General features: G+C 70.9%; 26 protein-coding genes. 12 read left to right on the top strand and 14 right to left on the bottom strand.

Going from position 1 to position 21309, the window contains the following annotated elements; genetic code table 11:
• Positions 1-10: 10 nt before the first annotated feature.
• Entirely contained in the window at positions 11-706 is a 696-nt protein-coding gene (locus AC1ROY_RS03540; RefSeq protein WP_493147156.1) for a GntR family transcriptional regulator, read from the bottom strand.
• Positions 707-876: 170 nt separating this feature from the next.
• On the opposite strand from AC1ROY_RS03540, the gene AC1ROY_RS03535 reads away from it, so the two are divergent.
• Complete coding sequence (locus AC1ROY_RS03535) at positions 877-1887, top strand: helix-turn-helix transcriptional regulator (RefSeq protein ID WP_493147154.1); 1011 nt, start codon at positions 877-879, stop codon at positions 1885-1887.
• 3 nt (positions 1888-1890) lie between these two features.
• Here the strand turns inward: AC1ROY_RS03535 and AC1ROY_RS03530 are convergent, their stop codons facing one another.
• Both AC1ROY_RS03530 and AC1ROY_RS03525 read right to left on the bottom strand, forming a co-directional pair.
• Positions 1891-2112 carry a DUF1289 domain-containing protein gene (locus tag AC1ROY_RS03530; RefSeq protein WP_493147152.1) on the bottom strand — a complete coding sequence of 74 codons (222 nt, stop codon included), beginning with the start codon at positions 2110-2112 and terminating at the stop codon, positions 1891-1893.
• Between the two features lie 31 nt (positions 2113-2143).
• Positions 2144-2773 carry a hypothetical protein gene (locus AC1ROY_RS03525; RefSeq protein ID WP_493147150.1) on the bottom strand — a complete coding sequence of 210 codons (630 nt, stop codon included), beginning with the start codon at positions 2771-2773 and terminating at the stop codon, positions 2144-2146.
• A 186-nt stretch (positions 2774-2959) separates the two neighbouring features.
• On the opposite strand from AC1ROY_RS03525, the gene AC1ROY_RS03520 reads away from it, so the two are divergent.
• The 3 genes from AC1ROY_RS03520 to AC1ROY_RS03510 are packed head-to-tail and all read left to right on the top strand — an operon-like array spanning position 2960 to position 5722.
• On the top strand, positions 2960-3616 hold the full coding sequence (locus AC1ROY_RS03520) for a methyltransferase domain-containing protein (RefSeq protein WP_493147149.1): 657 nt from the start codon (positions 2960-2962) through the stop codon (positions 3614-3616).
• 8 nt (positions 3617-3624) lie between these two features.
• The gene (locus tag AC1ROY_RS03515; RefSeq protein ID WP_493147147.1) at positions 3625-4146 is read left to right on the top strand and encodes a hypothetical protein; all 522 of its coding nucleotides are present in this window, start codon (positions 3625-3627) and stop codon (positions 4144-4146) included.
• Between the two features lie 34 nt (positions 4147-4180).
• Complete coding sequence (locus AC1ROY_RS03510; protein ID WP_493147146.1) at positions 4181-5722, top strand: cation:proton antiporter; 1542 nt, start codon at positions 4181-4183, stop codon at positions 5720-5722.
• 7 nt (positions 5723-5729) lie between these two features.
• Here AC1ROY_RS03510 and AC1ROY_RS03505 read toward each other — a convergent pair whose 3' ends face one another.
• Positions 5730-6287, bottom strand: coding sequence for a flavin reductase family protein (locus AC1ROY_RS03505; RefSeq protein ID WP_493147144.1), 558 nt, complete (start codon positions 6285-6287; stop codon positions 5730-5732).
• Positions 6288-6321: 34 nt separating this feature from the next.
• Entirely contained in the window at positions 6322-7272 is a 951-nt protein-coding gene (locus tag AC1ROY_RS03500) for an aldo/keto reductase (RefSeq protein WP_493147143.1), read from the bottom strand.
• A 202-nt stretch (positions 7273-7474) separates the two neighbouring features.
• Between AC1ROY_RS03500 and AC1ROY_RS03495 the strand changes: the two genes are divergently transcribed.
• Together AC1ROY_RS03495 and AC1ROY_RS03490 are read left to right on the top strand one after the other, a co-directional pair.
• Complete coding sequence (locus AC1ROY_RS03495) at positions 7475-8461, top strand: Bug family tripartite tricarboxylate transporter substrate binding protein (RefSeq protein WP_493147142.1); 987 nt, start codon at positions 7475-7477, stop codon at positions 8459-8461.
• Positions 8461-9402 (top strand): D-2-hydroxyacid dehydrogenase family protein, encoded by a 942-nt coding sequence (locus AC1ROY_RS03490; RefSeq protein ID WP_493147140.1) that lies wholly within the window; start codon positions 8461-8463, stop codon positions 9400-9402. Before AC1ROY_RS03495 ends, AC1ROY_RS03490 begins: the two co-directional genes overlap by 1 nt.
• Positions 9403-9463: 61 nt before the next feature.
• Here the strand turns inward: AC1ROY_RS03490 and AC1ROY_RS03485 are convergent, their stop codons facing one another.
• From AC1ROY_RS03485 to AC1ROY_RS03460, 6 genes are read right to left on the bottom strand one after another with little or no spacing between them, the layout of a single operon-like run.
• The gene (locus AC1ROY_RS03485) at positions 9464-10528 is read right to left on the bottom strand and encodes a cache domain-containing protein (RefSeq protein ID WP_493147139.1); all 1065 of its coding nucleotides are present in this window, start codon (positions 10526-10528) and stop codon (positions 9464-9466) included.
• A gap of 60 nt (positions 10529-10588) precedes the next feature.
• A complete protein-coding gene (locus tag AC1ROY_RS03480) occupies positions 10589-11338 on the bottom strand; it encodes an anti-sigma factor family protein (RefSeq protein ID WP_493147138.1) in 750 nt (249 codons plus the stop codon).
• Positions 11335-11838: a sigma-70 family RNA polymerase sigma factor gene (locus AC1ROY_RS03475; protein ID WP_493147136.1), complete on the bottom strand. Its 504-nt coding sequence runs from the start codon at positions 11836-11838 to the stop codon at positions 11335-11337. The genes AC1ROY_RS03480 and AC1ROY_RS03475 overlap by 4 nt, the downstream gene beginning before the upstream one ends.
• 16 nt (positions 11839-11854) lie before the next feature.
• Positions 11855-12400, bottom strand: a complete 546-nt coding sequence (locus tag AC1ROY_RS03470; protein ID WP_493147135.1) for a cytochrome b — start codon at positions 12398-12400, stop codon at positions 11855-11857.
• The gene (locus tag AC1ROY_RS03465) at positions 12397-12681 is read right to left on the bottom strand and encodes a cupredoxin domain-containing protein (RefSeq protein ID WP_493147133.1); all 285 of its coding nucleotides are present in this window, start codon (positions 12679-12681) and stop codon (positions 12397-12399) included. Before AC1ROY_RS03465 ends, AC1ROY_RS03470 begins: the two co-directional genes overlap by 4 nt.
• A 40-nt stretch (positions 12682-12721) precedes the next feature.
• Positions 12722-13645, bottom strand: a complete 924-nt coding sequence (locus tag AC1ROY_RS03460; RefSeq protein ID WP_493147131.1) for a metallophosphoesterase family protein — start codon at positions 13643-13645, stop codon at positions 12722-12724.
• 124 nt (positions 13646-13769) lie between these two features.
• On the opposite strand from AC1ROY_RS03460, the gene AC1ROY_RS03455 reads away from it, so the two are divergent.
• From AC1ROY_RS03455 to AC1ROY_RS03430, 6 genes are all read left to right on the top strand, one after another.
• Complete coding sequence (locus tag AC1ROY_RS03455) at positions 13770-15032, top strand: MFS transporter (RefSeq protein WP_493147129.1); 1263 nt, start codon at positions 13770-13772, stop codon at positions 15030-15032.
• 57 nt (positions 15033-15089) lie between these two features.
• Positions 15090-16046 (top strand): Bug family tripartite tricarboxylate transporter substrate binding protein, encoded by a 957-nt coding sequence (locus AC1ROY_RS03450; RefSeq protein ID WP_493147127.1) that lies wholly within the window; start codon positions 15090-15092, stop codon positions 16044-16046.
• 19 nt (positions 16047-16065) lie between these two features.
• Entirely contained in the window at positions 16066-16947 is an 882-nt protein-coding gene (locus tag AC1ROY_RS03445; protein ID WP_493147126.1) for a TauD/TfdA dioxygenase family protein, read from the top strand.
• Between the two features lie 126 nt (positions 16948-17073).
• A complete protein-coding gene (locus AC1ROY_RS03440) occupies positions 17074-17901 on the top strand; it encodes an oxidoreductase (RefSeq protein ID WP_493147125.1) in 828 nt (275 codons plus the stop codon).
• A gap of 104 nt (positions 17902-18005) precedes the next feature.
• The gene (locus AC1ROY_RS03435) at positions 18006-18746 is read left to right on the top strand and encodes a dienelactone hydrolase family protein (protein ID WP_493147123.1); all 741 of its coding nucleotides are present in this window, start codon (positions 18006-18008) and stop codon (positions 18744-18746) included.
• Positions 18743-19150, top strand: coding sequence for a DUF1810 domain-containing protein (locus AC1ROY_RS03430; RefSeq protein WP_493147121.1), 408 nt, complete (start codon positions 18743-18745; stop codon positions 19148-19150). Before AC1ROY_RS03435 ends, AC1ROY_RS03430 begins: the two co-directional genes overlap by 4 nt.
• Here the strand turns inward: AC1ROY_RS03430 and AC1ROY_RS03425 are convergent.
• From AC1ROY_RS03425 to AC1ROY_RS03415, 3 genes are read right to left on the bottom strand one after another with little or no spacing between them, the layout of a single operon-like run.
• The gene (locus AC1ROY_RS03425) at positions 19147-20076 is read right to left on the bottom strand and encodes a phosphatidate cytidylyltransferase (RefSeq protein WP_493147120.1); all 930 of its coding nucleotides are present in this window, start codon (positions 20074-20076) and stop codon (positions 19147-19149) included. The two genes, AC1ROY_RS03430 and AC1ROY_RS03425, sit on opposite strands and share 4 nt — an antisense overlap.
• A complete protein-coding gene (locus tag AC1ROY_RS03420) occupies positions 20073-20678 on the bottom strand; it encodes a lysophospholipid acyltransferase family protein (RefSeq protein ID WP_493147118.1) in 606 nt (201 codons plus the stop codon). The genes AC1ROY_RS03425 and AC1ROY_RS03420 overlap by 4 nt, the downstream gene beginning before the upstream one ends.
• A complete protein-coding gene (locus AC1ROY_RS03415) occupies positions 20675-21292 on the bottom strand; it encodes a CDP-alcohol phosphatidyltransferase family protein (RefSeq protein WP_493147116.1) in 618 nt (205 codons plus the stop codon). The genes AC1ROY_RS03420 and AC1ROY_RS03415 overlap by 4 nt, the downstream gene beginning before the upstream one ends.
• Positions 21293-21309: the final 17 nt, after the last annotated feature.

Genomic DNA, 21309 nt, shown 5'->3' with positions numbered 1-21309 from the left:
AATCTCTCCGTCATCCCCGCCGCGGCAGCACGCCGTTGGTGACCAGCGAGCGCAGGACATGGTGCCGCATCCGCTCCTCCGCGAGCGCGGGGTCGCGCCGCTTCAGGGCGGCGACGATGCCCTTGTGCTCGGCCAGGGCCTTAGGAAAGTCGCGCGGCGTGCTGCCCACGGCGCGGTGGCGACCCAGGCTGTCATAGGCGCGCAGCGAGGAGAGCGAGCGCGTCAGGAAGAGGTTGCCCGTGGCGCGGTGGATCAGCGCGTGGAACTCCTCGTTCGCCTGGTCCAGCTCCTCGATGTCGGCGGCGGCCGTGCCGGCCTTCATGCGCGCGAGGATCGCGTCCAGCGCCGCCATCGCCCCGTCGTCCAGCCGCTCCGCCGCCAGCGCAGCGGCGACCCCCTCCAGCGCGGCGCGGATGCGGCCGAGCTCGCCGAGCTGCCCCGGCCCGACTTCGGCGACGACGGTCCCGCTGCGCGGCAGGGTGACGACCATCCCCTCGCGCTCCAGCCGGCGCAGCGCCTCGCGCACGGGCTGCGCCGAGATGCCGAGCTCGGTGGCCAGGCTGCGCTCGGAGACCTTCCGGCCCGCCGGCAGCAGCCCCTGCACGATGGAGGTGCGCAGCTGGCGATAGGCGCGCTCGCCGAGCGAGAGCGTGTCCTCCTCGGGCAGTCGCAGAAGCCTCGATCGGGCGGTCTGTCCGGCGGCCATGACATCTGCCATAGCAGTCCGGACGCTTCGACGGAAGCGAGCCGTGATCGAAGCGAGCCGTGATCCCTGGCGATGGCCGGCCTGCGATCGTTGCGTGCCGGCAATACCAGCCTGCCGACTATAGGAAGCCGCCGACCCGCCTGACCCGGTCCGATCCCGACAGGAACGTCATGACGCCCGAGATCATAACCACCCACGGCCTGCCGGCCGCGCAGCAGCTCGACGCGTGGCGGGGCTGGTTCTCCTCGGTCTTCGAGGTGGAGCAGCCGGAAGAGGCCCAGCAGGGCTTCCTCGCCGAGAGCCGGTACTGGGCGCTGGACGGCTTCGGCATCGGCCAGGTCTCGGCCCCCACCCTCCGCGCCACGCGGACGAGGGCGCTCGTGCGGCGCAACCCGGTGGACCACTGGTGCCTGACCCTCGGCCAGCACGACACCGGCATCAGCACGCCGGACGATTCCGTCGCCGTGCCGGCGCAGACGCCCTTCCTCGTCTCGCTCGGCGTGGACGTGTCGAGCGAGCGCGTCGCCGACGAGCGGCTGCACATCTACCTCCCGCGCGACAGCTTCGCCGAGATCGCCAGCCAGCTCGACGCCGCCAGGGGCATCGTCCTGGAGACGGGCCTCGGCCGGCTGCTCGGCGATTTCCTGCGCAACCTGGCGCGCAGCCTGCCGCGGCTGGCGCAGTCCGACCTGCCGCATGTCACCGCCGCGGTGCGGGCCATGGTCGGCGCCTGCGTCGTCCCCACGCCGGAGCGGATCGTGCTCGCCGCGGGCCAGATCGACGCGACGCGGCTCGACAAGGTCCGCCGGATCGTCCGGCGGAACATCGAATCGCCCGAGCTGGATGCGGGGATGCTCTGCGGCGCGCTCGGCGTCTCTCGCACGCAGCTCTACCGCCTGCTGCAGGGCGAGGGCGGGGTGGCGCACTACATCCGGCGGCTGCGGCTGGAGGCCTGTCACGCCCGGCTGAGCGATCCTTCCGGTACGGGCACGATCGCCGAGATCGCCGCGCGCCTCGGCTTCGACGACGCCTCGCAGTTCAGCCGGGCCTTCCGGCGCGAGTTCGGCGCCACCCCGCGCGAGGTCCGCGTCGCCGCCCTGGCGGGCATGCGGGCCGCCGTGCCGCGGATGGAGGACGCGCTGGGCATCCGGCCGCTGAGCGACCTGCTGCAGGCGCTCTGAGGCTCAGTCCTTGCGCCGCTTGCCGTCGGCGTCCGGCCCGGTGGCGAAGCCCTCCGCGGCGAGCGCCTCCAGCCGCGCCGGCAGGGAATCCCGGATGGCCGCGCGATAGCCCGCCACACGCTTCCAGCTCTTCTTCTCGCGCAGGCTCATCCCGCAGCCGAAGCACCAGCCGCTCTCGTCGTCGTAGCGGCAGACCTTGATGCAGGGGCGATCGTGTTTGGACATCGGGCCAAGGTGGGGAGCCCGGCCCCGTTTGTCACGGAGACGACACGCGCCGCACGATCCAGCCCGAGAAGGTGCCGGCATTGTCGAGGTAGCTGATCGGGTTGGGCGAGAGCGCCGTCACCACCACCTCGCCGTCCGCGGGATCGTTCACGCAGGCGAAGGCGGTGCCGAAGGGGCTGTAGACGTCGTCGATGCAGACGAAATGCGCGCCGCCGGCCTTCCACTTCACATGCACGATGCAGGGCACGCCGGCCTTGGCCTGCGCCTGGATCGCCGCGGCGACGCCCTCCGAGCCGGCCCAGAAGCACTCCCAGTTGCCGAGGCCGAGGCGTTTCAGCACCTCGGGATGCTTCTTCGCGTCCGTATAGGAGGTGCCGTCATACACCGTGCCCACCACGTCGCTGTAGATCTTGTAGACCTGCGGCTCGGTCTTCACGGCCATCTGGATCGCGGCCTGGGAAAGCGTGGCGCCGACATAGCTGGCGCCCGGCACCGGCACGGCCGAGACGGCGCTGCCGGCCGAGAGCCCGGCGAACATCAGGCCCTTCTTGATCTTGAAGTTGACCATGAGGATGCAGGCGATGCCGCAGGAGTTCGCCGCGTCCTGCTTCTTCACGATATGGGCGCTCGCGAAGCGCGTGAGGCTGATGTGCCAGGACATGGGCGTCTCCATGCCGGTCGGCCGCCGGCTGCGCAAGGAAGCCCGAGCCCGGGCCGCGGTCAATATTCCATTGCATGAGTATCGGCGGAACCTGCGCGGGCGGCCATGCTGGAGGAGGGGGCTGGGCTGCGCCGGGGCTTTCCGCCTAGCTTCGCCCCGATGGCCGGCAGCAGGGAGACGACGCGTGTGAGCCAAACCACCCACCCCTCGCTTGTCGGCAAGTATCTGTATTTCGGCAACCTCACCACCGGCGAGCGGCAATACGCCTCCGGCCGCTTCGTGGGCCTCGCCCTGGCCCCGCAGCACAGCCAGGAGATCCGGCACGATGCCCGGCAGCCGCTGCCCGTCGCTGACAATTCCGTGGAGAAGATCCAGTCGCAGGACGTGTTCGAGCATGTGGCCTATGACGACCTGCCGGCGATCTTCGACGACATCCACCGCGCGCTGAAGCCGGGCGGGATCTTCCGCCTGAGCCTGCCGGACTATGGCTCGCCCTTCCTGCTCAAGCGCTGCGTCTTCGACGAACAGGGCAACGTCCTCGCCGACCTGCGGATGGGCGGCCGCGTCTCCTGGGACCGAAAGGGCCGGCAGCGGAAGGTGGAATTCCTGCCCGACGGCAATGCACATCTCTGGTTCCCGACCTGGGAGCTGGTCTGGGGGCTCATCCGCCGGTCGAAGCTGGAACATTGCGCGGCGATCCGGTTCCACCACTATTTCGTGAACCGGGCCGAATACGTGATGGTGGACTATCCCGAGGACGAGATGTTCGTGATGCGGGCGCCGCCGCACGACAAGCGGGCCGGCGGCCTGCCCATCTCGCTGATCGTCGACTTCGTGAAGTGAGGCGGGGGGTGGCCCTCCTGGCGCTGCTGGCCCTCGCCGCCTGCGAGGCGAAGGCGCCCAGCGCCCTGGCCACGCCCGACCGCGCCGCCGCCGTGATCAACCCCCGGCTGGCGCCGGGCCCCTGCCAGGTGCAGCAGGGGCCGGACGGCTCGCGGCTGACCACCTGCCGGATGAATCTGGTCCCGGGCCGGACGCAGCAGATCCAGTCCTTCGCCGGCATGCTCATCCTCGGCTACGACCGCGCGCAGCTCGATGACCCGGCCTTCGCCTCGGCGCTGGTGGATCTGCTGGCCGCGCTCGGCGTCTCGCCGGCCGAGAGCGTGCTGACCATCGCCCGTCAGGCCGACGATCCGCGCGAGCCCGACCCGCGCCTCAACATCCTGGCGGCGGCCGAGTGCATCCACGACCGCAACCTGCCGGAGAACCGCGGCCAGACGGGGCGGCAGCTGCGCCGGCCCGGCGGCGGCCTCTGCAAGCTGCGCCTGTCGCACACGGGCGGGGCCGCCGGGACGCTGGAGCTCGGGCGCTAGGCCAACCAAACGCGCCGCGCGGGCTTAGGCCTGTGTGACGCTCTTCGAGACCCTGGTCGGCCTGCTCCTGGTGGCGGCCCTGCTGCTGCAGGTCTCGCGCTGGCTCTGCCTGCCCTACCCGACCCTGCTGGCCCTGGCCGGCGCCTGCGTCGCCTTCTTCCCCTGGTCGCCGGAGCTGCGGCTGGATCCGCATCTGGCGCTGGTGCTCTTCGTGGCGCCCGCCATCCTGGACGCCGGCTACGACACCTCGCCGCACGAGCTGAAGCGAGACTGGTTTCCGCTCATCGCCCTTGCCCTCTTCGCCGTGCTGCTGACCGCGGCGGCCGTGGCACTGGCCGGATGGGCCTTCGCGGGCCTGCCCGTCGCGGCGGCCATCGCCCTCGGCGCCATCGTGGCCCCGCCGGACGCCGCCGCGGCCAGCGCGACGCTGAGCAACCGCGGCCTGCCGCGCCGGACCCTCTCGCTGCTCCAGGGCGAGAGCCTGCTCAACGATGCCGTGGCGCTGCTGATCTTCACCACCGCGGTCTCCATCGCTTCGGCCGAGACGCTGGAGCCCCTGGCCTTCGCCTCCATGAAGCTGCTCGCCGTGCCGGGCGGGCTGCTGCTGGGCTTCCTCACGGGGCTGCTCTTCGTGCGGATGTGGGCGATCTGGGCGGGCACGCTGAGCTCCACCATCCTGGAGTTCATCGCCACCTTCGCGCTCTGGCTGCTGGCCGAGCGGCTGCACCTCTCGCCGATTCTTGCGATCGTGGCCTATGCGATGGTGCTGGCCCGCCATGCGCCGCTGCGCCAGTCGGCGCGGGACCGCGTGCATTCCTATTCGGTCTGGGCCGCCTCCGTCTTCATCCTCAACGTCTTCGCCTTCCTGCTGATGGGCCTGCAGGCGCGGCAGATCATCCAATCCCTCGCGCGGCGCGAGCTGTGGGACGCGATGAGCTTCGCGGGTCTCGTCTTCCTTATCGTCGTGGCGGTCCGGATCGTCTGGGTGATGAGCTACCGCCATGTCCTGGCGCCCTTCGTGCGCCGCGCCGGCGAGGCGGAGACCGGATCGCGCGCGCTGCGGGTGCTCATCGCCTGGTGCGGCATGCGCGGGATCCTGACGCTGGCGACGGCCTTCTCGCTGCCGTACAATTTTCCGGGCCGCGACGTGATCGTGCTGAGCGCCTTCGCCGTCGTGCTCGGCACGCTGGTCATCCAGGGATCGACGGTGTCGCTTCTGCTGCGCTGGCTCGGGATTCCGAAGGACGGCACGATGGACGACGACATCCGCGCCGGTCGCGCGGTGCTGGCGGAGGCCGGGCTGACGGCGCTCGGCGACCGCGACGGTAAGCCGGTGGCGGCGATGCGCGCGCGGCTGCAATCGGTGATCGCGACGGGTGGGCGCGCGGCGATCGAGCGCAATGTGGAGGACAGCCGGCTGCAGCTGGAGATCATCGCAGCGACGCGCCGCGCGTTGGACGGGCTGCACCGTCGCGGCGAGATCGCGGAGGACGCATTCCTGGCCCTCCAGGAGGAGCTGGACTGGGCGGAGCTTGCGGCGGCGCCAAGGGACGATCGGGAGATTGCGGAGACGTAGCGCCTCCTTACAGATTGCCGCTCTTGAACAGCTTCGGCCGCTTCACCGCCTCGCCGGCCACCATGAATTCCGCGTCGCCGCGGTAATGCACCGTCTTGGGATTCTTCGGCGATTTCGCGACATGCGCCTTCACCACCTCCCAGACGAAGATGCCGTACTTGCGGATGAGCTTCGCGTCGTGAAGGCGGCACTCGAAATTCGCATAGCACTCGCGGATCAGCGGCGCTCCGACCTTCTCCGCGGGATCGGCGGTCAGGCCGAACTCCTCGAACTTGTCGAGGTCGCCACCGGTGCTGTTACCGATGCGGATCACCGTGTCCAGCAGATGGACCTCCGGCACGTTGATCACGCACTCCTTCGAGCGGCGGACCAGCTCGTAGCTGTGGTTGGCGTCCCAGATGTAGCAGCCGAAGAGCGCGGGCGAGAAACCCAGCATCATGTGCCAGCCCATGGTCATGATGTTGGTCTCGCCCTTCCAGGCGGAGCTGACCAGCACGATCGGCCCCGGCTCCAGATGGCGCCGGGTGTTCTCGACGGGGAAGTCCTGCTTGGTGTAGCGCTTCATGACCCAAAAACCTTCCCGTCGCGGATGGGTTTCCTCAGCCGCGCAGCGATTGCAGCATCGCCAGCGCCGCCTCCGGCAGCGGCCCCTTGTTCACCGACGCCACCGCGTGGTCGAGCTCGTCCAGGCCCGAGGTGCCGACCAGCACGGTGCTGATCTCGCGCGGCCCGATGGCGTAGCGCAGCGCCAGCTCCACGAGATCGGCGGCATGGCCGGCCTCCACCAGCGGCTTCAGCTTCAGCGCGGCCTGCACGTCGGCCGCGTAGCTGTCGCCGGAGGCGATAGGCTCCACCTTCGGCGCGCCATAGGCGTGCCGTGCCTCCGTGCCACTGAGCGCGCCGCCGGCCAGGATGCGGATGGCGATCACGCCCACATCCTTCGACGCCGCATGCGCGATCACGCCCCCGAGATCGGGCGTCGCGGAGCCCGCGACCACGCCGCTCGGCTGGAGCAGGTTGTAGGGCATCTGCGCCGTGGCGAAGCCGCCCTCGTCCAACACCTGCCGCAGCGCCGGTGCGTCGCCGAGGCCGGTGATGCCGTAGAAGCGGAATTTTCCTTCCTTTTGGAGCTTTTGCAGCATCGGCACCGCCTCGCCGAGGATCTGCTCCGGCGTGAAGGCCGGCTTCTCGCCGGCTGCGGTGATCGGGTTGTGCAACTGGAAGAGGTCCACGCTTTCCATCCCGAGCCGCTGCAGGCTGCCCTCCAGCGAGGAGGCGATGGTACCGGCGATGTCGCCGCGCTGCGGGTCGTAGATGCGGACCTTCGTGCCCACCACCGGCTTCGCGCCCAGCTTCTTCAGCGCGCGCCCGAGGTTCCGCTCGGACACGCCGTCGCCATAGGCATAGGCCGTGTCGAAATAGGTGATGCCGTGGTCGAGCGCGCGGCCGATGGCGCGGTCCTGCTCGGCCTCGCTGCCCTTGACCATCAACCCGCCGATGGCGCCGCATCCGTAGCCGAGCACCGAGACGGAAATCCCCGTCCGACCCAATCGCCGCTGTTCCATCATCGTCTCTCCCCATCGAGCCCGATCGCTTCAGGCGCTTGCCTGAAGCGTGAAATCGGCCTCGCAGCACTTCGCCCGGATGCTGGTCCAGGTCCTGCATCGCGGCAAGCCGGCTTGTGCGCGCCGCGATCCGGGCGTCATCATACGGAGATGCACCGGCCGGAGACGCCGGGCAGGGAGACATCCGATGAGATCACGCCGACTGCTGCTGCAGGCCACCCTCGCTGCGCCCGCCCTGGCGCTGCTGCCGCGCGCCGCACGGGCCGCCTATCCCGACAAGCCGATCCGCGTGATCGTGCCCTTCGCCGCCGGCGGGAACACCGACATCCTCGGCCGCATCCTCACGCAGCGCATGGGAGAGCGGCTGGGCCAGCCCATGGTCGTCGAGAACCGCACCGGCGCCGGCGGCAGCGTGGGGGCGGAGTTCGTCGCGCGCTCGGCACCGGACGGCTACACGCTGCTCTTCGGCGCGGGCGGGCCGCTGACCGCGAATCCCGTGTTGATGGCGCGCATCCCCTACGACGTCGAGCGCGATTTTCTCCCCGTCGGCATGGTGGGCATCCTGCCGATGGTCTGCCAGGTCAGCACCAAGGTGCCGGTGCGCAACATGACGGAGTTCGTGGCGCTCATGCGCGCGCGTCCCGGCGAGATCACGGTGGCGACGCCGGGCCAGGGCAGCGCGGGGCACCTCGCGCTGGAGCTGATCCTCGCGGCGGCGAACGTCCGCGCGCAGCACGTGCCCTATCGGGGCGGCAGCGCGATGATCCCCGACCTCATCAGCGGCACGGTGGACGCGGCCTTCGTCGAGCTGCCCTCGGCCCTGCCGCTGCACCGTGACCGGCAGGCGCCCATCATCGCCATCGCGACACCCGAACCTTTCCCGCTGCTCCAGGGCGTGCAGACCTTCGACCAGGCCGGCTTCCCAGGTTTCACCGCCGGCAGCTACGGCGGCCTGCTGGCGCCCACGGGCACGCCGGCTGATGTCTTCTCGGCCCTGCAAAGGGGATTCGCCGCAACGATGGCCGAGCCCGCGGTGATCTCGCGCGTCTCGGAGGTCGGCGCCATTCCGGGCAGCGCCACGCAGCAGACGCCCGAAGGCTTCGCCACCTTCCTGCGCGAGGAGCTGGTGAAGGCGCGGCGCGCGGCCCAGCTCGCGGGACTGCAGCCCTCCTGATGCGCCTCGCCATCATCAACGACTATCACGGCCTCGCACGCGAGGCGGCCGACTGGTCGCGCCTGCCGGCCGGCGTGACGCTCAGCCTGCACGGCCGCGTGAGCGATGCCGAGGCGCCCGCCTTGCTCGCCGATTGCGACATGGTCGTGACCTCGCGCGAGGAGACTCGCTTCGATGCCGCGCTGCTGGCCCGGCTTCCGAAACTGAAGCTGCTGGTGACGCATGGCTCCAGCAACGCCGCGCTCGACCTGCCGGCGCTGGCCGCGCGGGGCGTGACGGTCTGCGGGACGACGCTGGGCCTCGAGATGGCGACGGTGGAGCTGGCCTGGGGCCTCATCCTCGGCCTCGTGAAGCACATTCCCGCCGAGGACCGGACGATCCGGAGCGGCGGCTGGGGCGCGGGGCTCGGGCGTGGCCTGACCGGGCGGACGCTCGGCGTGCTCGGGCTGGGCAAGCTTGGCGAAGGTCTCGCGCGGGTGGGGCTGGCCTTCGGCATGGAGGTGATCGCCTGGAGCGAGAACCTGACCGCCGCGCGCTGCGCGGAGGTCGGCGTGCGGCTGGCCACGAAGGGCGAGCTCTTCGCGCGGTCCGACGTGGTCAGCATCCACATGCGGCTGAGCGCGCGCACGCGTGGGCTGGTGGGACGCGACGAGATCGGTGCGATGAAACCCGACGCGCTCCTCATCAACACCTCGCGCGGCCCCATCGTGGACGAGGAGGCGCTGATCCAGGCGCTCCGGCGCGGCATGATCGCTGGCGCGGGCCTCGACGTCTTCGACCGTGAGCCGCTGCCGGCCGACCATGCGCTGCGCAAGCTGCCCAATACGCTTCTGACGGCGCATATCGGCGGCCGCACGCGCGAGAATTTTCTGGCGCGCTACCGCGACGCGCTGGAGGACGTGCTGGCCTTCCTGGCGGGCCAGCCAATCCGAACTCTTTAAGTGCGAGGGTCCAGGGACCTGAGTCCCTGGCGGGAGAGCGCGAGAGGGCGGAGCCCTCTCGCTACGCCTGCACCAGCACGCCGTACCAGCCCAGCCCCTGATAGGTCTCGTATCCCGGCGTCCGGTGAAAGGCGGTGGTGCGCCCCTTCTCGTCCCGATCACAGCCGGAATCGCGCCCGCGCAGCGCCACCGGCAGCACCTCCTCCAGCGCCCCGGCTCCGTCCGAGGCGGCCAGCACGCGTCCTGCGCCGTCCACCAGCAGCACGCGCGTGCGCGCCGCTTCGCCCGGGGTGAGGCGAACGCCCCTGACCACGGCCTGCGCCTGCGGCTCCCAGTCGAAATGGATGCCGAGCACGCCGATCGGCCGGCCCTTGGCCTCGCCGCCCTCGCGCACCGCGGCTGCGTAGGTGGCGACGGGCGCGTTGGACAGGCCGGCGCAGCGCGCGACATCCGCGACGGAAAAATCGTCGCCGCTTGCCGAGGCCAGCGCGTCGCGGAACCAGATCTCGCGCGAGACGTCCACGCCCACCACGCCGGGATAGCGGTCCGGTCGCCCATGCGCGATCACGCGGCCGTCGAGGTCGCAGAGCCAGAGGTCGAGATAGACCGTATAGGCGCCGAGGATGATGCCGAGCCGCCGCGTCGCATGCGCCAGCCGCTCCGGCGCGGGCTCGGCCGCGGCCTCGACCACGGCGGCATCGGTGGCCCACCAGCGCACGTCGCAGGTGCGCTCGTAGAGGTTGCGGTCGATGATCTCGATGGCGTTGAGCGCGAGGTCGACCAGCCGCTGGCCGCGCACCTCCTCGCCCATGCGCAGGCCGACGGCGCGCAGGGCGGCGAAGGCGTCGCGCAACTCGCTCTCCATCTCGGCGGAGAGCCGCGCGACCTCGGCGGCCACGGACTTCACCTCGCCGGCGACGACCGCGAAGCCGCGCCCCGCCTCGCCGGCGCGGGCGGCCTCGATGGTGGCGTTGAGGGCCAGGATGCGCGTCTGCTTGGTGATGTCGTGGATGCCGCGGACCTTGGCGGCCGCGACCGCCGCCGCGCGGTCGGCCAGCGCCAGGACGCGCTCGGGCGTCGCCTCGCTCTCCTGCGGCGCGTCGCCGCGATGTTGGAAGCCGTCCATGTCGATCCCGCCTCTGACCGAGGGAGAATGGCGGGTGATGGGTTGACGGAAGCTTTACGTCTAACGCGCCGCCCGCCAGAGCCGCACGAATTCGTCCAATTCGGCCTGATTCACGTCCGACACCGCCCAGAAGGCCATGTCGCCCTCGCTCCATCGCACGATGTTGTAGCCATTCACCACGCGCGAGGAGGGCTCGCGTCCGCGATGGCTCGCCGCCGGCCAGACGAAAAGGTTGATGGCGTGCCGCGCGCGCCGGTAGACCAGCGCCGAGACCGGCCGCCCATCCACATAGTCGAGCCGTCCGCCCTCCAGCGGGAAGCCCTGCGCGGCGAGGTCGCGCAGCGGCGGCGCGTAGTCGAGCTTGCCGTCGAACCAGGGCTTCACCGTGTGCTGGTCGGAGGAGGCGACGTCCACCAGGTGCGAGGCCTGGAGCGCGCGGATGTGGCTGGCCACCACCTGGTCGCCGATGTCGGGGCCGCGCATCGGCAGCAGCACCAGCGCGAGGCCCGCCGCCATGGCGAAGCCGAGCGCCACGCCCGTCGCGTGCCGTCGCACCGGGTTGATCCGTGCCACCGGCGCCGGCTTCCGGCCGAGCTGTGTCTCGACCAGCGCGCGCAATGCGGGCGGCGCCGTGTGGTAAGGCACCTCCGCCCGTAGCCGGCGAGAGAGCGCGGAAAGCTCCGCGCGGGCGGCGGCACAGTTCGGGCATTCCGCCAGATGCCGCTCGAGCTCGGCCACATGCGCGGCGTCCAGCTCGCCGTCGTGCTCGGCCTGGAGCATCAGGCGATGGCGTTCGCAATCCTCGGTCATGCCTTGATCCTTTCGGCGCGCGCCGACATCAGCGCCCGTCGCGCACGCCACAGCCGCGACATCACCGTGCCGACGGGCACGCCCGTGACACGGGCGATGTCGCGGTAGGAGAGCTCCTCGAATTCCCGCAGGACGAGGCATTCGCGCAGCTCCGTGGGCAGCACGGCCACCATGGCGGCGAGCCCGTCCTGCTCCTGGCGGCCGGCCAGCATGGCCTCCGGGTCGGGCGCGGGGTCGGCCAGCACGTCGAGCGAAGCCGGGTCGGTCTCCTGCCGGTCGCGACGGGCGGCGAGCCAGTCGTGCGCGGTATTGCGCACGATCTGCAGCAGCCAGGCGCGGCCGTCGCCGCCGCGCCAGCTCTCCGCGTAGCGGATGGCGCGCAGCACGGAATCCTGCACCACGTCCTCGGCCGCTGCGGGGTCGCGCAGCAGCCACCGCGCGAGGTTGTGCGCGGCATCGAGATTGGCGAGAAGCGCCTGCTCGAAGCCCGGCGGTGTCATGCGCGCAACGCCTCCCTCACGAATCGCGGCGCAGGCCAGGCCACATGGAGGCGAGCACGCCGTCCCGCCTGACATGGTGATGGTAGAGTGCCGCCGCGATATGCAGGCCGATCAGGACCAGCAGCAGAATCGCCGTTCTTTCGTGCCACTCGATGGCCGCGCGCGCCAGGGACCGGTTGCGGTCGACGAGGGCGGGGAGGTCGAAGAGGCCGAGGAAGCTCACGCGATCACCCTCGGCCTGGCTGTGGATCAGGCCGAGAATGGGCTGAGCGATCAGCACCGCATAAATCGCGGCGACATTGGCCCGCGCGGCGAGGCGCTGGAGCGGATGCAGCCCGGCCGGCAGCGGCGGCGCGCGCAGCAGGAACCGCGCCCCCAGCCGCAGGATCGTCAGTGCGAGCAGCAGCAGTCCCGCCGAGCGATGGACCAGGATGCGCCAGGCATAGGCCGTCTCCGACCCCTCGTCCTCCGGCCACCAGACCGCCAGCAGGATCACCACCAGCAGGACCAGGCTGATCCAGTGCAGCGCCCGCGTGCGCGGATCATGGGTCTCGGCGCTCATTCCACGATCACCACGCCCTGCATATGCGGATGCAGGCCGCAGAAGTAGTTGCGCGTGCCGGGCGTCGCGAAGGTGAGCTCGAAGCGCTCGCCCGTGGCGAGCGCCGGAGAGCGGATGGTCCGGGGCGTCTCCCGGCTCAGGATATTGTGCGGCGAGCTGTCGCGGTTCTCCCAGACCACCGTCGTGCCGGCCGGAACGCGCAGCACGGACGGCGTGAAGGCGAAGTCGTCGATCACGACCGTCGCCGTCGCGGCCCCCGCGCGCTGCGCGAGCGTCGCCATGCCCCCCACCAGGAGCGCCCTCCGATTCCAGACCATGGGTTCAGGCGCCCAGCGGGGTGTCGATGATGGCGAGCGGCGCGGTGCCTTGCACCCGCGTGACCCGCGTCACGCCGAGCACGCCCCGCAGCCGCCCCGCCGGCAGGTCGCGCACCGGCCCTGGCGAGGGCGCGCTGCCCGGCGCCGGTTGCGGGAAGGCGGTGGAGCGCGCCGTGTGAAAGGCGACGTGCCCCTCCACCTTCTGGAGGATCTGGTGGATGTGCCCGTTCAGCACCGTCACCGAGCCGAAGCGCGCCAGCAGCCGCAACGCCTGCTCCGCATCCTCCGTGCCCCAGCCCCAGGGCTGGTAGACCGTCCAGAGCGGGATATGCGCGAAGACGACGATCGGCGTGCTGGAGCTCCTGTCGGCGAGGTCGCGCTCCAGGAAGCGGAGCTGCTCGGCGCCGAGCTGGCCGAGGCCGCCGGCCTGCAGGTTCACGACGTTGTTCAGCCCGATGAAATGGATCCCGCCGGCGTCGAAGCTGGTCCAGCCGTTGGGCCCGGCGCCGCGGCCGAAGCGCTCGTAGAAGGCCTTGCCGTCATCGTCGAGGACGTCGTGCTCGCCGGGGACGTAGCGCGTCTCGAGGCCGGTGCTGCCGAAGATCTGCTGGGCGGCGTCGAACTCGGCGCGGCGGGAGAGATGCGTCAGGTCGCCGGTGTGCAGCAGCAGCGAGGGCGCCGGACCCTCCGACTTCAGCCTGGCGACGGCCTCGGCGGTGGTGGAGGCGACGTCGCTGTAGAGCGGATTGGCGAAGCCGAGATGGCTGTCGCTCACCTGGGCGAAGGTGAAGCCGGTGGCAGTCTGCGCCTCGGCGCTGCCGATCAGGACGGAGCGCGGCACGCCGCCGGCCACGGTCCAGAGCAGGCCGCTGCCGGCCCAGAGCATGCATTCCAGGGCGTGGCGGCGGGATTCGGGGGCGTCGGTCATGGGAGACTCCATGGGTTGCATGGAGGAGACCGGCCCCGAGGCGGATTTATTCCCGGCTCCCGGTCTGGCGGCGCATTTCCGTCCGGCCCTACCATCCATCCCGACCATGGGTGGAAACGACCAGATGAGCTCGACGGGCGCCGCCGTGAGCGCTGGGGCGCGGCCGGTCGCCGGCCAGCCTCGAAGCGCCATCCTGCGGCTGCTGCGCACGCCGGACTACCGGCGCCTCTGGCTGCTCGGCAGCATCGCCAATGCCATGCGCTGGCTGGAGATGCTGGCCGCCTCGCTCTGGACCTTCGAGGCCACCCATTCCGCCCTGGCCGTCGCCGCCGTCGCCATGATGCGCGCCTTGCCCATGCTGCTGTTGGGTGCGCTGGCCGGCGTGCTGGCCGAGCGCTTCGACCGCCGGCGCCTGCTGGTCTTCCTGCAGTCGAGCTCGGCCTTCGGCGCGGGCACCGTGGCCGTCCTGGCCGCCTTCGGCTGGCTCGCGCCCTGGCACCTGATGGGGCAGGGGCTGCTGGCCGGGCTGGCCTGGGCCGGTGAGATGGCGACGCGCCGCCGGATGGTGGCCGATGCCGCGCCGCCGGAGGACCTCGTCCCCGCCGTCGCGCTCGACACCATGACCGGCAGCACCACCCGCGCCATCGGTCCGCTCCTGGGCGGCGCGCTGTTCCAATGGGTGGGCCTGCCCGTTGCGGCCGGCATCGCCTGCGCCTTCCATCTCGTGGCGCTGGTCCTTGTCCTCCGGGTGACGCCGCCGCCGAAGCCGGCGCGCACGGCCGGGCGTGGCACGCTGGCCGGCATCGCCGAGGCCGCGCGGCTCGTGGCGGTGACGCCGCCACTGCGCATGGTGATCCTGGTGACGCTGGTGATGAACGTCTTCGCCTTCTGCTACGGCGCCATCCTGCCGGCCTTCGGCGCCGTCGCCTTCGCCGCCTCGGGCGCGGCGATCGGGCTGCTCGCCGCCGCCGAGCCCTTCGGCGCGCTGGTCGGCGGGCTGTGGATCGCGCTCGGCCGGCGCTCGCCGCCCGGTACGGCGCCGCTGGTGGTGGGGTCGCTGCTCTTCCTGGTGCTGGTCATGGGGGCGGCCTTCAGCCACGCCTACCTCCTGGCCTGGGGGCTGCTGGCGCTGGGTGGGCTCGGCACCGCGCGCTTCGCCGCCATGCAGACCTCGGTGGTGATGACGACCGCGCCGATCGAGATCCGCTCGCGCGTGCTGGGGCTGGTCACCACCTGCATCGGTATGAGCCCCGCCGGCGTGCTGACCATCGGCGCGCTGTCCGACGCCTTCGGTCCGCGCGTGGCCATCCTCGCCATGGCGGGGACGGGCCTCGCCTTGATGCTGCTGATCCTGCTCGCGGAGCGCCGGGCGGCAATGCGGGCTTGACATCGCAGCGCAGCAAACGGGACCATTTCGGAAATTCTCCTTGGGAGGAGAAACGGAATGAAGCGTCTCGCGCTGTCGCTGCTGGCGACGGTCCTCTCGGCTGCGCCCGCCTTCGCGCAATTCCCCGAACGATCGCCCCGCATCGTCGTCGGCCAGGCGGCGGGCGGCTCCTCCGACACGATCGCGCGGATGATCGCCGATGCCATCTCGACCGACCTCGGCCAGCGCGTCGTCATCGAGAACCGGCCGGGGGTGAACGGCGCGATCGGCGCTGAGTTCGTCGCCCGCAGCGCGCCCGACGGCTACACCGCCTTCCAGTGCCCCATGAGCACAATGTCCATCACGGCGCAGCTGCCGGGCCTGGGCCTGGTCGATGCGGGGGTGGAGCTGGTGCCCATCTCCAATGCCGTGCTCTCCTCCTACGGGCTGGTGGTGGCGCCCGGCAGCCCCTACCGCAGCATCGCCGACATCCTCGCCGCCGCCCGCGCGCGACCCGGCGGCGTCAGCTTCGGCAGCCCGGGCGTCGGCTCGGCCCAGCACCTTTCGGGCGAGCTGATGAACCGCATGGCGAACGTGACCATGCAGCACGTGCCCTATCGCGGCGCCGCCCCGGCCCTGGTCGACCTGATCGCGGGGCGCATCGACTTCATGATGACGAACCTGGGCGACATGACCCGCCAGGTGCAGTCCGGCGCCGTGCGGCTGCTGGCCCAGGGCGATCCCTCGCGCTTCCCGGTCTTCCCCGACCTGCCGCGCATCGCCGACACGCTGCCCGGCTTCGAGGTGACGGGCTGGTTCGGCTTCTGCGTCCCGCGCGCCACGCCGGCGGCCGTCATCGCCCGCTGGGACGACGCCATCCGCAAGGCCATGCTGGATGAGGGTTTTCGCCAGCGCCTGACGGAGGTCGGCTTCACGCCCCAGTACGAGGGGCCCGATGTTCTCGCCACGCGCCTCGCCGCCGACCGTGCCAAGTGGCTCGAGGTGATCCGCGCCGCCGACGTGCGGGCGCAATGACATTCGAAGGAGGACCAAGATGTTCACGTACACGCCCCTGACCCCCGTCTTCGGCGCCCGCGTCGAGGGGGCCGACCTGCGCCGCCCGCTCACGCCGGAGCAGGCCCGCGAGGTCGAGGACGCGATGGACAGGTACGCCGTGCTGCTCTTCCCGGCGCAGGACATCAGCGACGAGCAGCAGGCCGCCTTCGGCGAGAATTTCGGGCCCATCGAGGGCACGCGCGCCACGGTCGACGTCCACAAGCAGCGCCTCGCCAACACGGCGATCAACGACATCTCCAACCTGGACGAGAAGGGCGAGATTCTCGCCGCCGACGACCGGCGCCGCTTCTTCTCGCTGGGCAACCGGCTCTGGCACTCGGATTCCAGCTTCAAGGCGACGCCGGCCAAGTACTCCATGCTGCATGCCCGCAGCATCCCGCCCGAGGGAGGCGAGACCGAGTTCGCCGACATGCGCGCCGCCTGGGACGCGCTGCCGGACAGGACGAAGGCCGAGATCCGCAATTATGTCTGCGACCACTCGCTGCTCTACTCGCGCGAGCAGCTCGGCTTCGACAACTACACGGGCGAGGAGCGGAAGATGTGGGCACCGGTGCCGCAGCGGCTGGTGCGGCGCCATGCGGGCTCGGGCCGCGTCAGCGTCTTCCTCTCGGCGCATATCGGACGCATCCACGGGCTGCCGCGGCCCGAGGCGCTGATGCTGATCCGCGATCTCACGGAGTTCGCGACGCAGCCGCGCTTCGTCTACCCGCACAAATGGGCGGTCGGCGACCTGGTGGTCTGGGACAACCGCTGCACCATGCATCGCGGCCGCGCCTATGACGACAAGACCTACAAGCGCGACATGAGGCGGGTGACGCTCTCCGACGTGGCGCCGACCCTGGAGCAGGCGGCGGCCTGATTGCTGATCCAGGCTCATTATTGAGCCGAGGATAAGTGCGATTATCCCGTAGATCGGCCGGCAGTACCTCTCTCGCCATCGCTTCGGGGCATCCCGCCCCGGAGCCGGACGAGAGGGACACTTCCCATGAAGACCTGGTTCATCACCGGCGCCTCCCGCGGCTTCGGCGCGCTGATCGCCGCCCGCGCCCTGGCCGAGGGAGACAACGTCGTCGCCACCGCCCGTGACCCGAAGACCGTCACGGCGCGCCTCGGTGAGCATGAACGCCTGCTGGCCGTGCGGCTCGACGTGACGCGCGAGGACGAGGCGACATCCGCCGTGGAGGCGGCCGTCGCCCGCTTCGGCCGCATCGACGTGCTGGTGAACAATGCCGGCTACGGGCTGCTCGCCGCCGTCGAGGAGGCGACCGGGCCGGAGGTCGAGCGTCTCTTCGCCACCAACGTCTTCGGCCTGCTCGCGGTGACGCGTGCCGTGCTGCCGGTAATGCGCCGCCAGCGCTCGGGCCATGTGATCAGCATGTCCTCGATCGGCGGCTACGCGGCCTATCACGGCTGGGGCGTCTACGGCGCGACCAAGTTCGCCGTGGAGGGGATCAGCGAGGCGCTGAGCCAGGAACTGGCCCCGCTGGGCATCAAGGCGACGGTGGTGGAGCCGGGCTTCTTCCGCACCGACTTCCTCGACGCGCAGTCGCTGGAGGTGTCCCAGCCCATCGCGGACTATGCTGAGACCGTCGGCGACAGGCGCGGCCGCATGGCGGCGGCGAACCACGCCCAGCCCGGCGATCCCGCGAAGCTGGCTGACGCCATGATCGTGCTGGCGAACAGCATGGAGCCGCCGGTCCGGCTGCCGCTCGGCACCGACACGCTGGCGCGCATCGCCGCCAAGAGCCGCTCGGTGGAGGAGGAGGTCGCGCGTTGGCACGATCTCGCCGCCTCGACGAATTTCCCGGCCTGAAAGCGTGGTGATCCACGGCGCGAAGGCGCCGTGGATCTGAATCACGCGCCAGGAGTTCTCATACGGACCGCCTCGCCCTAGGCTCCAGGGCGAGGAGAACGTCCATGCTCGAAAACACGCTCGACATCCCCACGCGCGACGGCGCGATGGAAACCTTCATCGTGAGGCCGGAACGCGATGGGCCTTACCCCGCAGTGCTCATGCTGATGGACGCGCCCGGCATCCGCGAGGAGCTGCACGACATGGCGCGGCGGCTGGCGAGCGTCGGCTACTATGTCCTCCTGCCAAACCTCTATTACCGCGCCGGGCGCGATTCCAAGTTCGGCCCGGGTGTGCTGGTGAAGGGCGACCCGGAGCGCGACCGCATGCGCGCCGTCCGCACCAAGATGACCATCCCGCCTGTCATGCGCGACGTGGCCGACATGCTCGCTTTCCTCGACACCCAGGCCGAAGTGGAGCCCGGCCCCGTCGGCGTGCACGGCTATTGCATGAGCGGGCCCTACGCGCTGGCGGCCGCGGCGCGCTATCCGGGCCGGATCGCGGCGGCCGCCTCCTTCTACGGCACCTGGCTGATCAGCGATGCCGAGGAGAGCCCGCATCTGACGCTGGGCCAGGGCCGGGCCGAGCTCTACATCTCCTGCGCCGAGCATGACGAGCTCGCGCCGCTGCCCATGGTGGCGGAGCTGCAGAAGCTGCTCGAGGACTCCGATGCGGAGGGCGAGCTGGAGATCAGCCCCGAGGTGCATCACGGCTTCGCCTTCCCGCAGCGCTGGTGCTACGACAAGCCCGCCGCCGAGCGGCACTGGGAGCGGCTGATCGCGCTGTATCGGAGACGGTTGGGATGAACGATCTCCAGCGCTTCGTCGACGCGCAGGAGGGGATCTACGCGACGGCGCTGGCCGAGCTGAAGGCCGGCGCCAAGCGCACGCATTGGATGTGGTTCGTCTTCCCGCAGATATCAGGGTTGGGATTTTCCGCGAACGCTCAGTTCTACGGCATCGCCTCGCTGGAGGAGGTGCGCGCCTATCTCGCGCATCCGCTGCTCGGGCCACGGCTGCGCGAATGCACGCAGGCGGTGCTGGAGGTGAAGGGCAAGCCGCTCGACGCCATCCTCGGCGCCGTGGATGCCCAGAAGTTCCGGTCGAGCATGACGCTCTTCCTGCACACCTCGGGCGAGGCCATCTTCCGCGAAGCGCTGGACCGCCATTGCGGCGGCGTCGAGGACGAGAAGACGCTCGCCCTTCTCTAGGCGGTCCAGAAGTACCTGACGATGTGGAAGAAGAGCGGCGCCGCGAAGGTCAGCGAGTCGATGCGGTCCAGCACGCCGCCATGCCCCTCGATCACATAGCCCCAGTCCTTCGCGCCGAGATCGCGCTTGATCGCCGAGAGCACGAAGCCGCCGAAGAAGCCGGCCGTGACGATCACCGCCGAGACGCCGGCCGCCTCCAGCGGCGAAAAGGGCGTGAGCCCGTGCAGCAGCACGCCGATCCCGATCGCCGTCAGCCCGCCGCCGATCAGGCCTTCCAGTGTCTTGGACGGGCTGATGTTCGGCGCGAAGCGGCGCTTGCCGATCAGCTTGCCCCAGACGTACTGGAACACGTCGCTGAGCTGCACCACCACGACCAGATAGACCAGCAGCAGCGCCGAGGGCACGCCCGTGTCGAGCAGCAGCAGCGCCGGCGCGTGGCTCACCGCGTAGACGCAGAGCATCAGCCCCCACTGCACCTTCGCGCTGCGGGCCAGAAAATCCTTCGCGTCGCCGGCCAGCGTGCTGAGCGCGGGCAGGATGAGGAAGGCGTAGACCGGGATGAAGATGGCCATCAGCCCGTACCAGCGATCCAGCAGCAGCGCGTAGTGGATCGGCAGAACGACGAAGAAGGAGAGGAACAGCGCCAGTTGGTCGCCGCGCCGCGCGGGGGTCAGCGTCCAGAACTCGCGCAGCGCCGTGAAGGAGAGCAGCGCGAAGAGCAGGATGGTCGTCGTCGCGCCCGCCCAGATGGCGCCGCCCAGCACCGCCACCATCACCCACCAGGAGCGCGTGCGGGCGTTGAGGTTGCGCACGGTGGCGACGGCTTTCTCGTCCTTCGCGCGGCGCTCCAGCACGAAGCCGGCGATGGAGGCGACGACGAGGATCGTGAGGATCGTCGCCACGACATGCAGCAGCGGGCCGTTCATGCGACGAGGTCCAGGACGCTCTGCCGCGCGCGCCGCAGGAAGGCGCCCTTCTCCTCGCCCACCTCCAGCCGGATCGGCGCGCCGAAGCGCGCGGTGCAGGTGATCGGCACGATCAGCAGGCTCCCCTTGGGCAGGATGCGCTGGAGGTTGTCCAGATGCACCGGGATCAATTCCACCTCGGGGAAGCGTGCGGCGATGCGATGCAGCCCGCCGCGGAAGGGGCCCATCTCCTCGCCGGTGCCGCGCGTGCCCTCGGGGAAGATGAGGATGGAGCGGCCGCGCTCCAGCACCGCGGCGGCGGGGCCGAGCGGGTCCTCGCCGCGCACCGGCTTGCGGTCGATGAGCACGGCCCGCAGCCCGGTCTCCGCGATCCAGCGCAGCACGGCGTTGCGGCCCCAGTAGTCGCGCGCGGCGACGGGATGGGTGAGGCGCCTGACGGGCCAGGGCAGCGCGGCCATGACGGCGACCGTGTCGAGATGGCTGCCGTGGTTGGCGAAGTAGATGCGCTGGGTCGTCGCGGGCGCGCAGCCGCGCCAGTCCGCGCGCGCGCCGACGAGGAAGCGCACCAGCACGATCAGCGCCCGGCGGATCAGTGAGGTCATGCGCGCTCCAGCGCCCGCGCGATGCCCTGGCTGCGGGTGACGCAGGTGACGAGGCTGCCCAGCGCGATCACCCAGCCGCAGAGCAGCAGCGCCCAGCGCGTGCCGAAGAGGGGGAGTTCGATCGCGGCGATCACCAGCGCGGCGGTGAGCGCGGCCATGCGGCGCTGCTTGGCCATGATCCCCGAAAAATCCTGCGGCAGCCCGACCGATCCGCCGAAGACGCGGACATAGGCGGTCAGCGCGGCGAGCAGCGCGCAGGCCCAGCCGAGCCAGGGTGCGCCGGCCGCATAGCCCAGCGGCACGAGGAAGAGCGTGTCGGCGATCCGGTCGGGGAATTCGTTGTAGAGCGCGCCGGTCGGGGTCTTCATGCCGCCCTCGATGGCGACCATGCCGTCCAGCAGGTTGCACACCAGCCGCGCCTGCACGCAGAGCGCCGCGCCGATCCAGGCCAGCGGATGCGGCATCAGCATCAGCGCGCCGCCGATCGCGGCAAAGCCCACCGAGGCCACGGAGATGCTGTTCGGCGTGACGCCCGCCCGCGCCAGCCGGGCGGCGAGCGCGATGGCCCAGCCGGAGGATCGGCTCGCGATCGGCCTTCGCGCTGATTCCGTCAAACTCGTGCCTCCCCAAT

The organism is Roseococcus sp. GW821-FHT12F05 (genome assembly GCF_058806835.1).
This window is presented reverse-complemented; position numbering and strand designations above follow the sequence as displayed.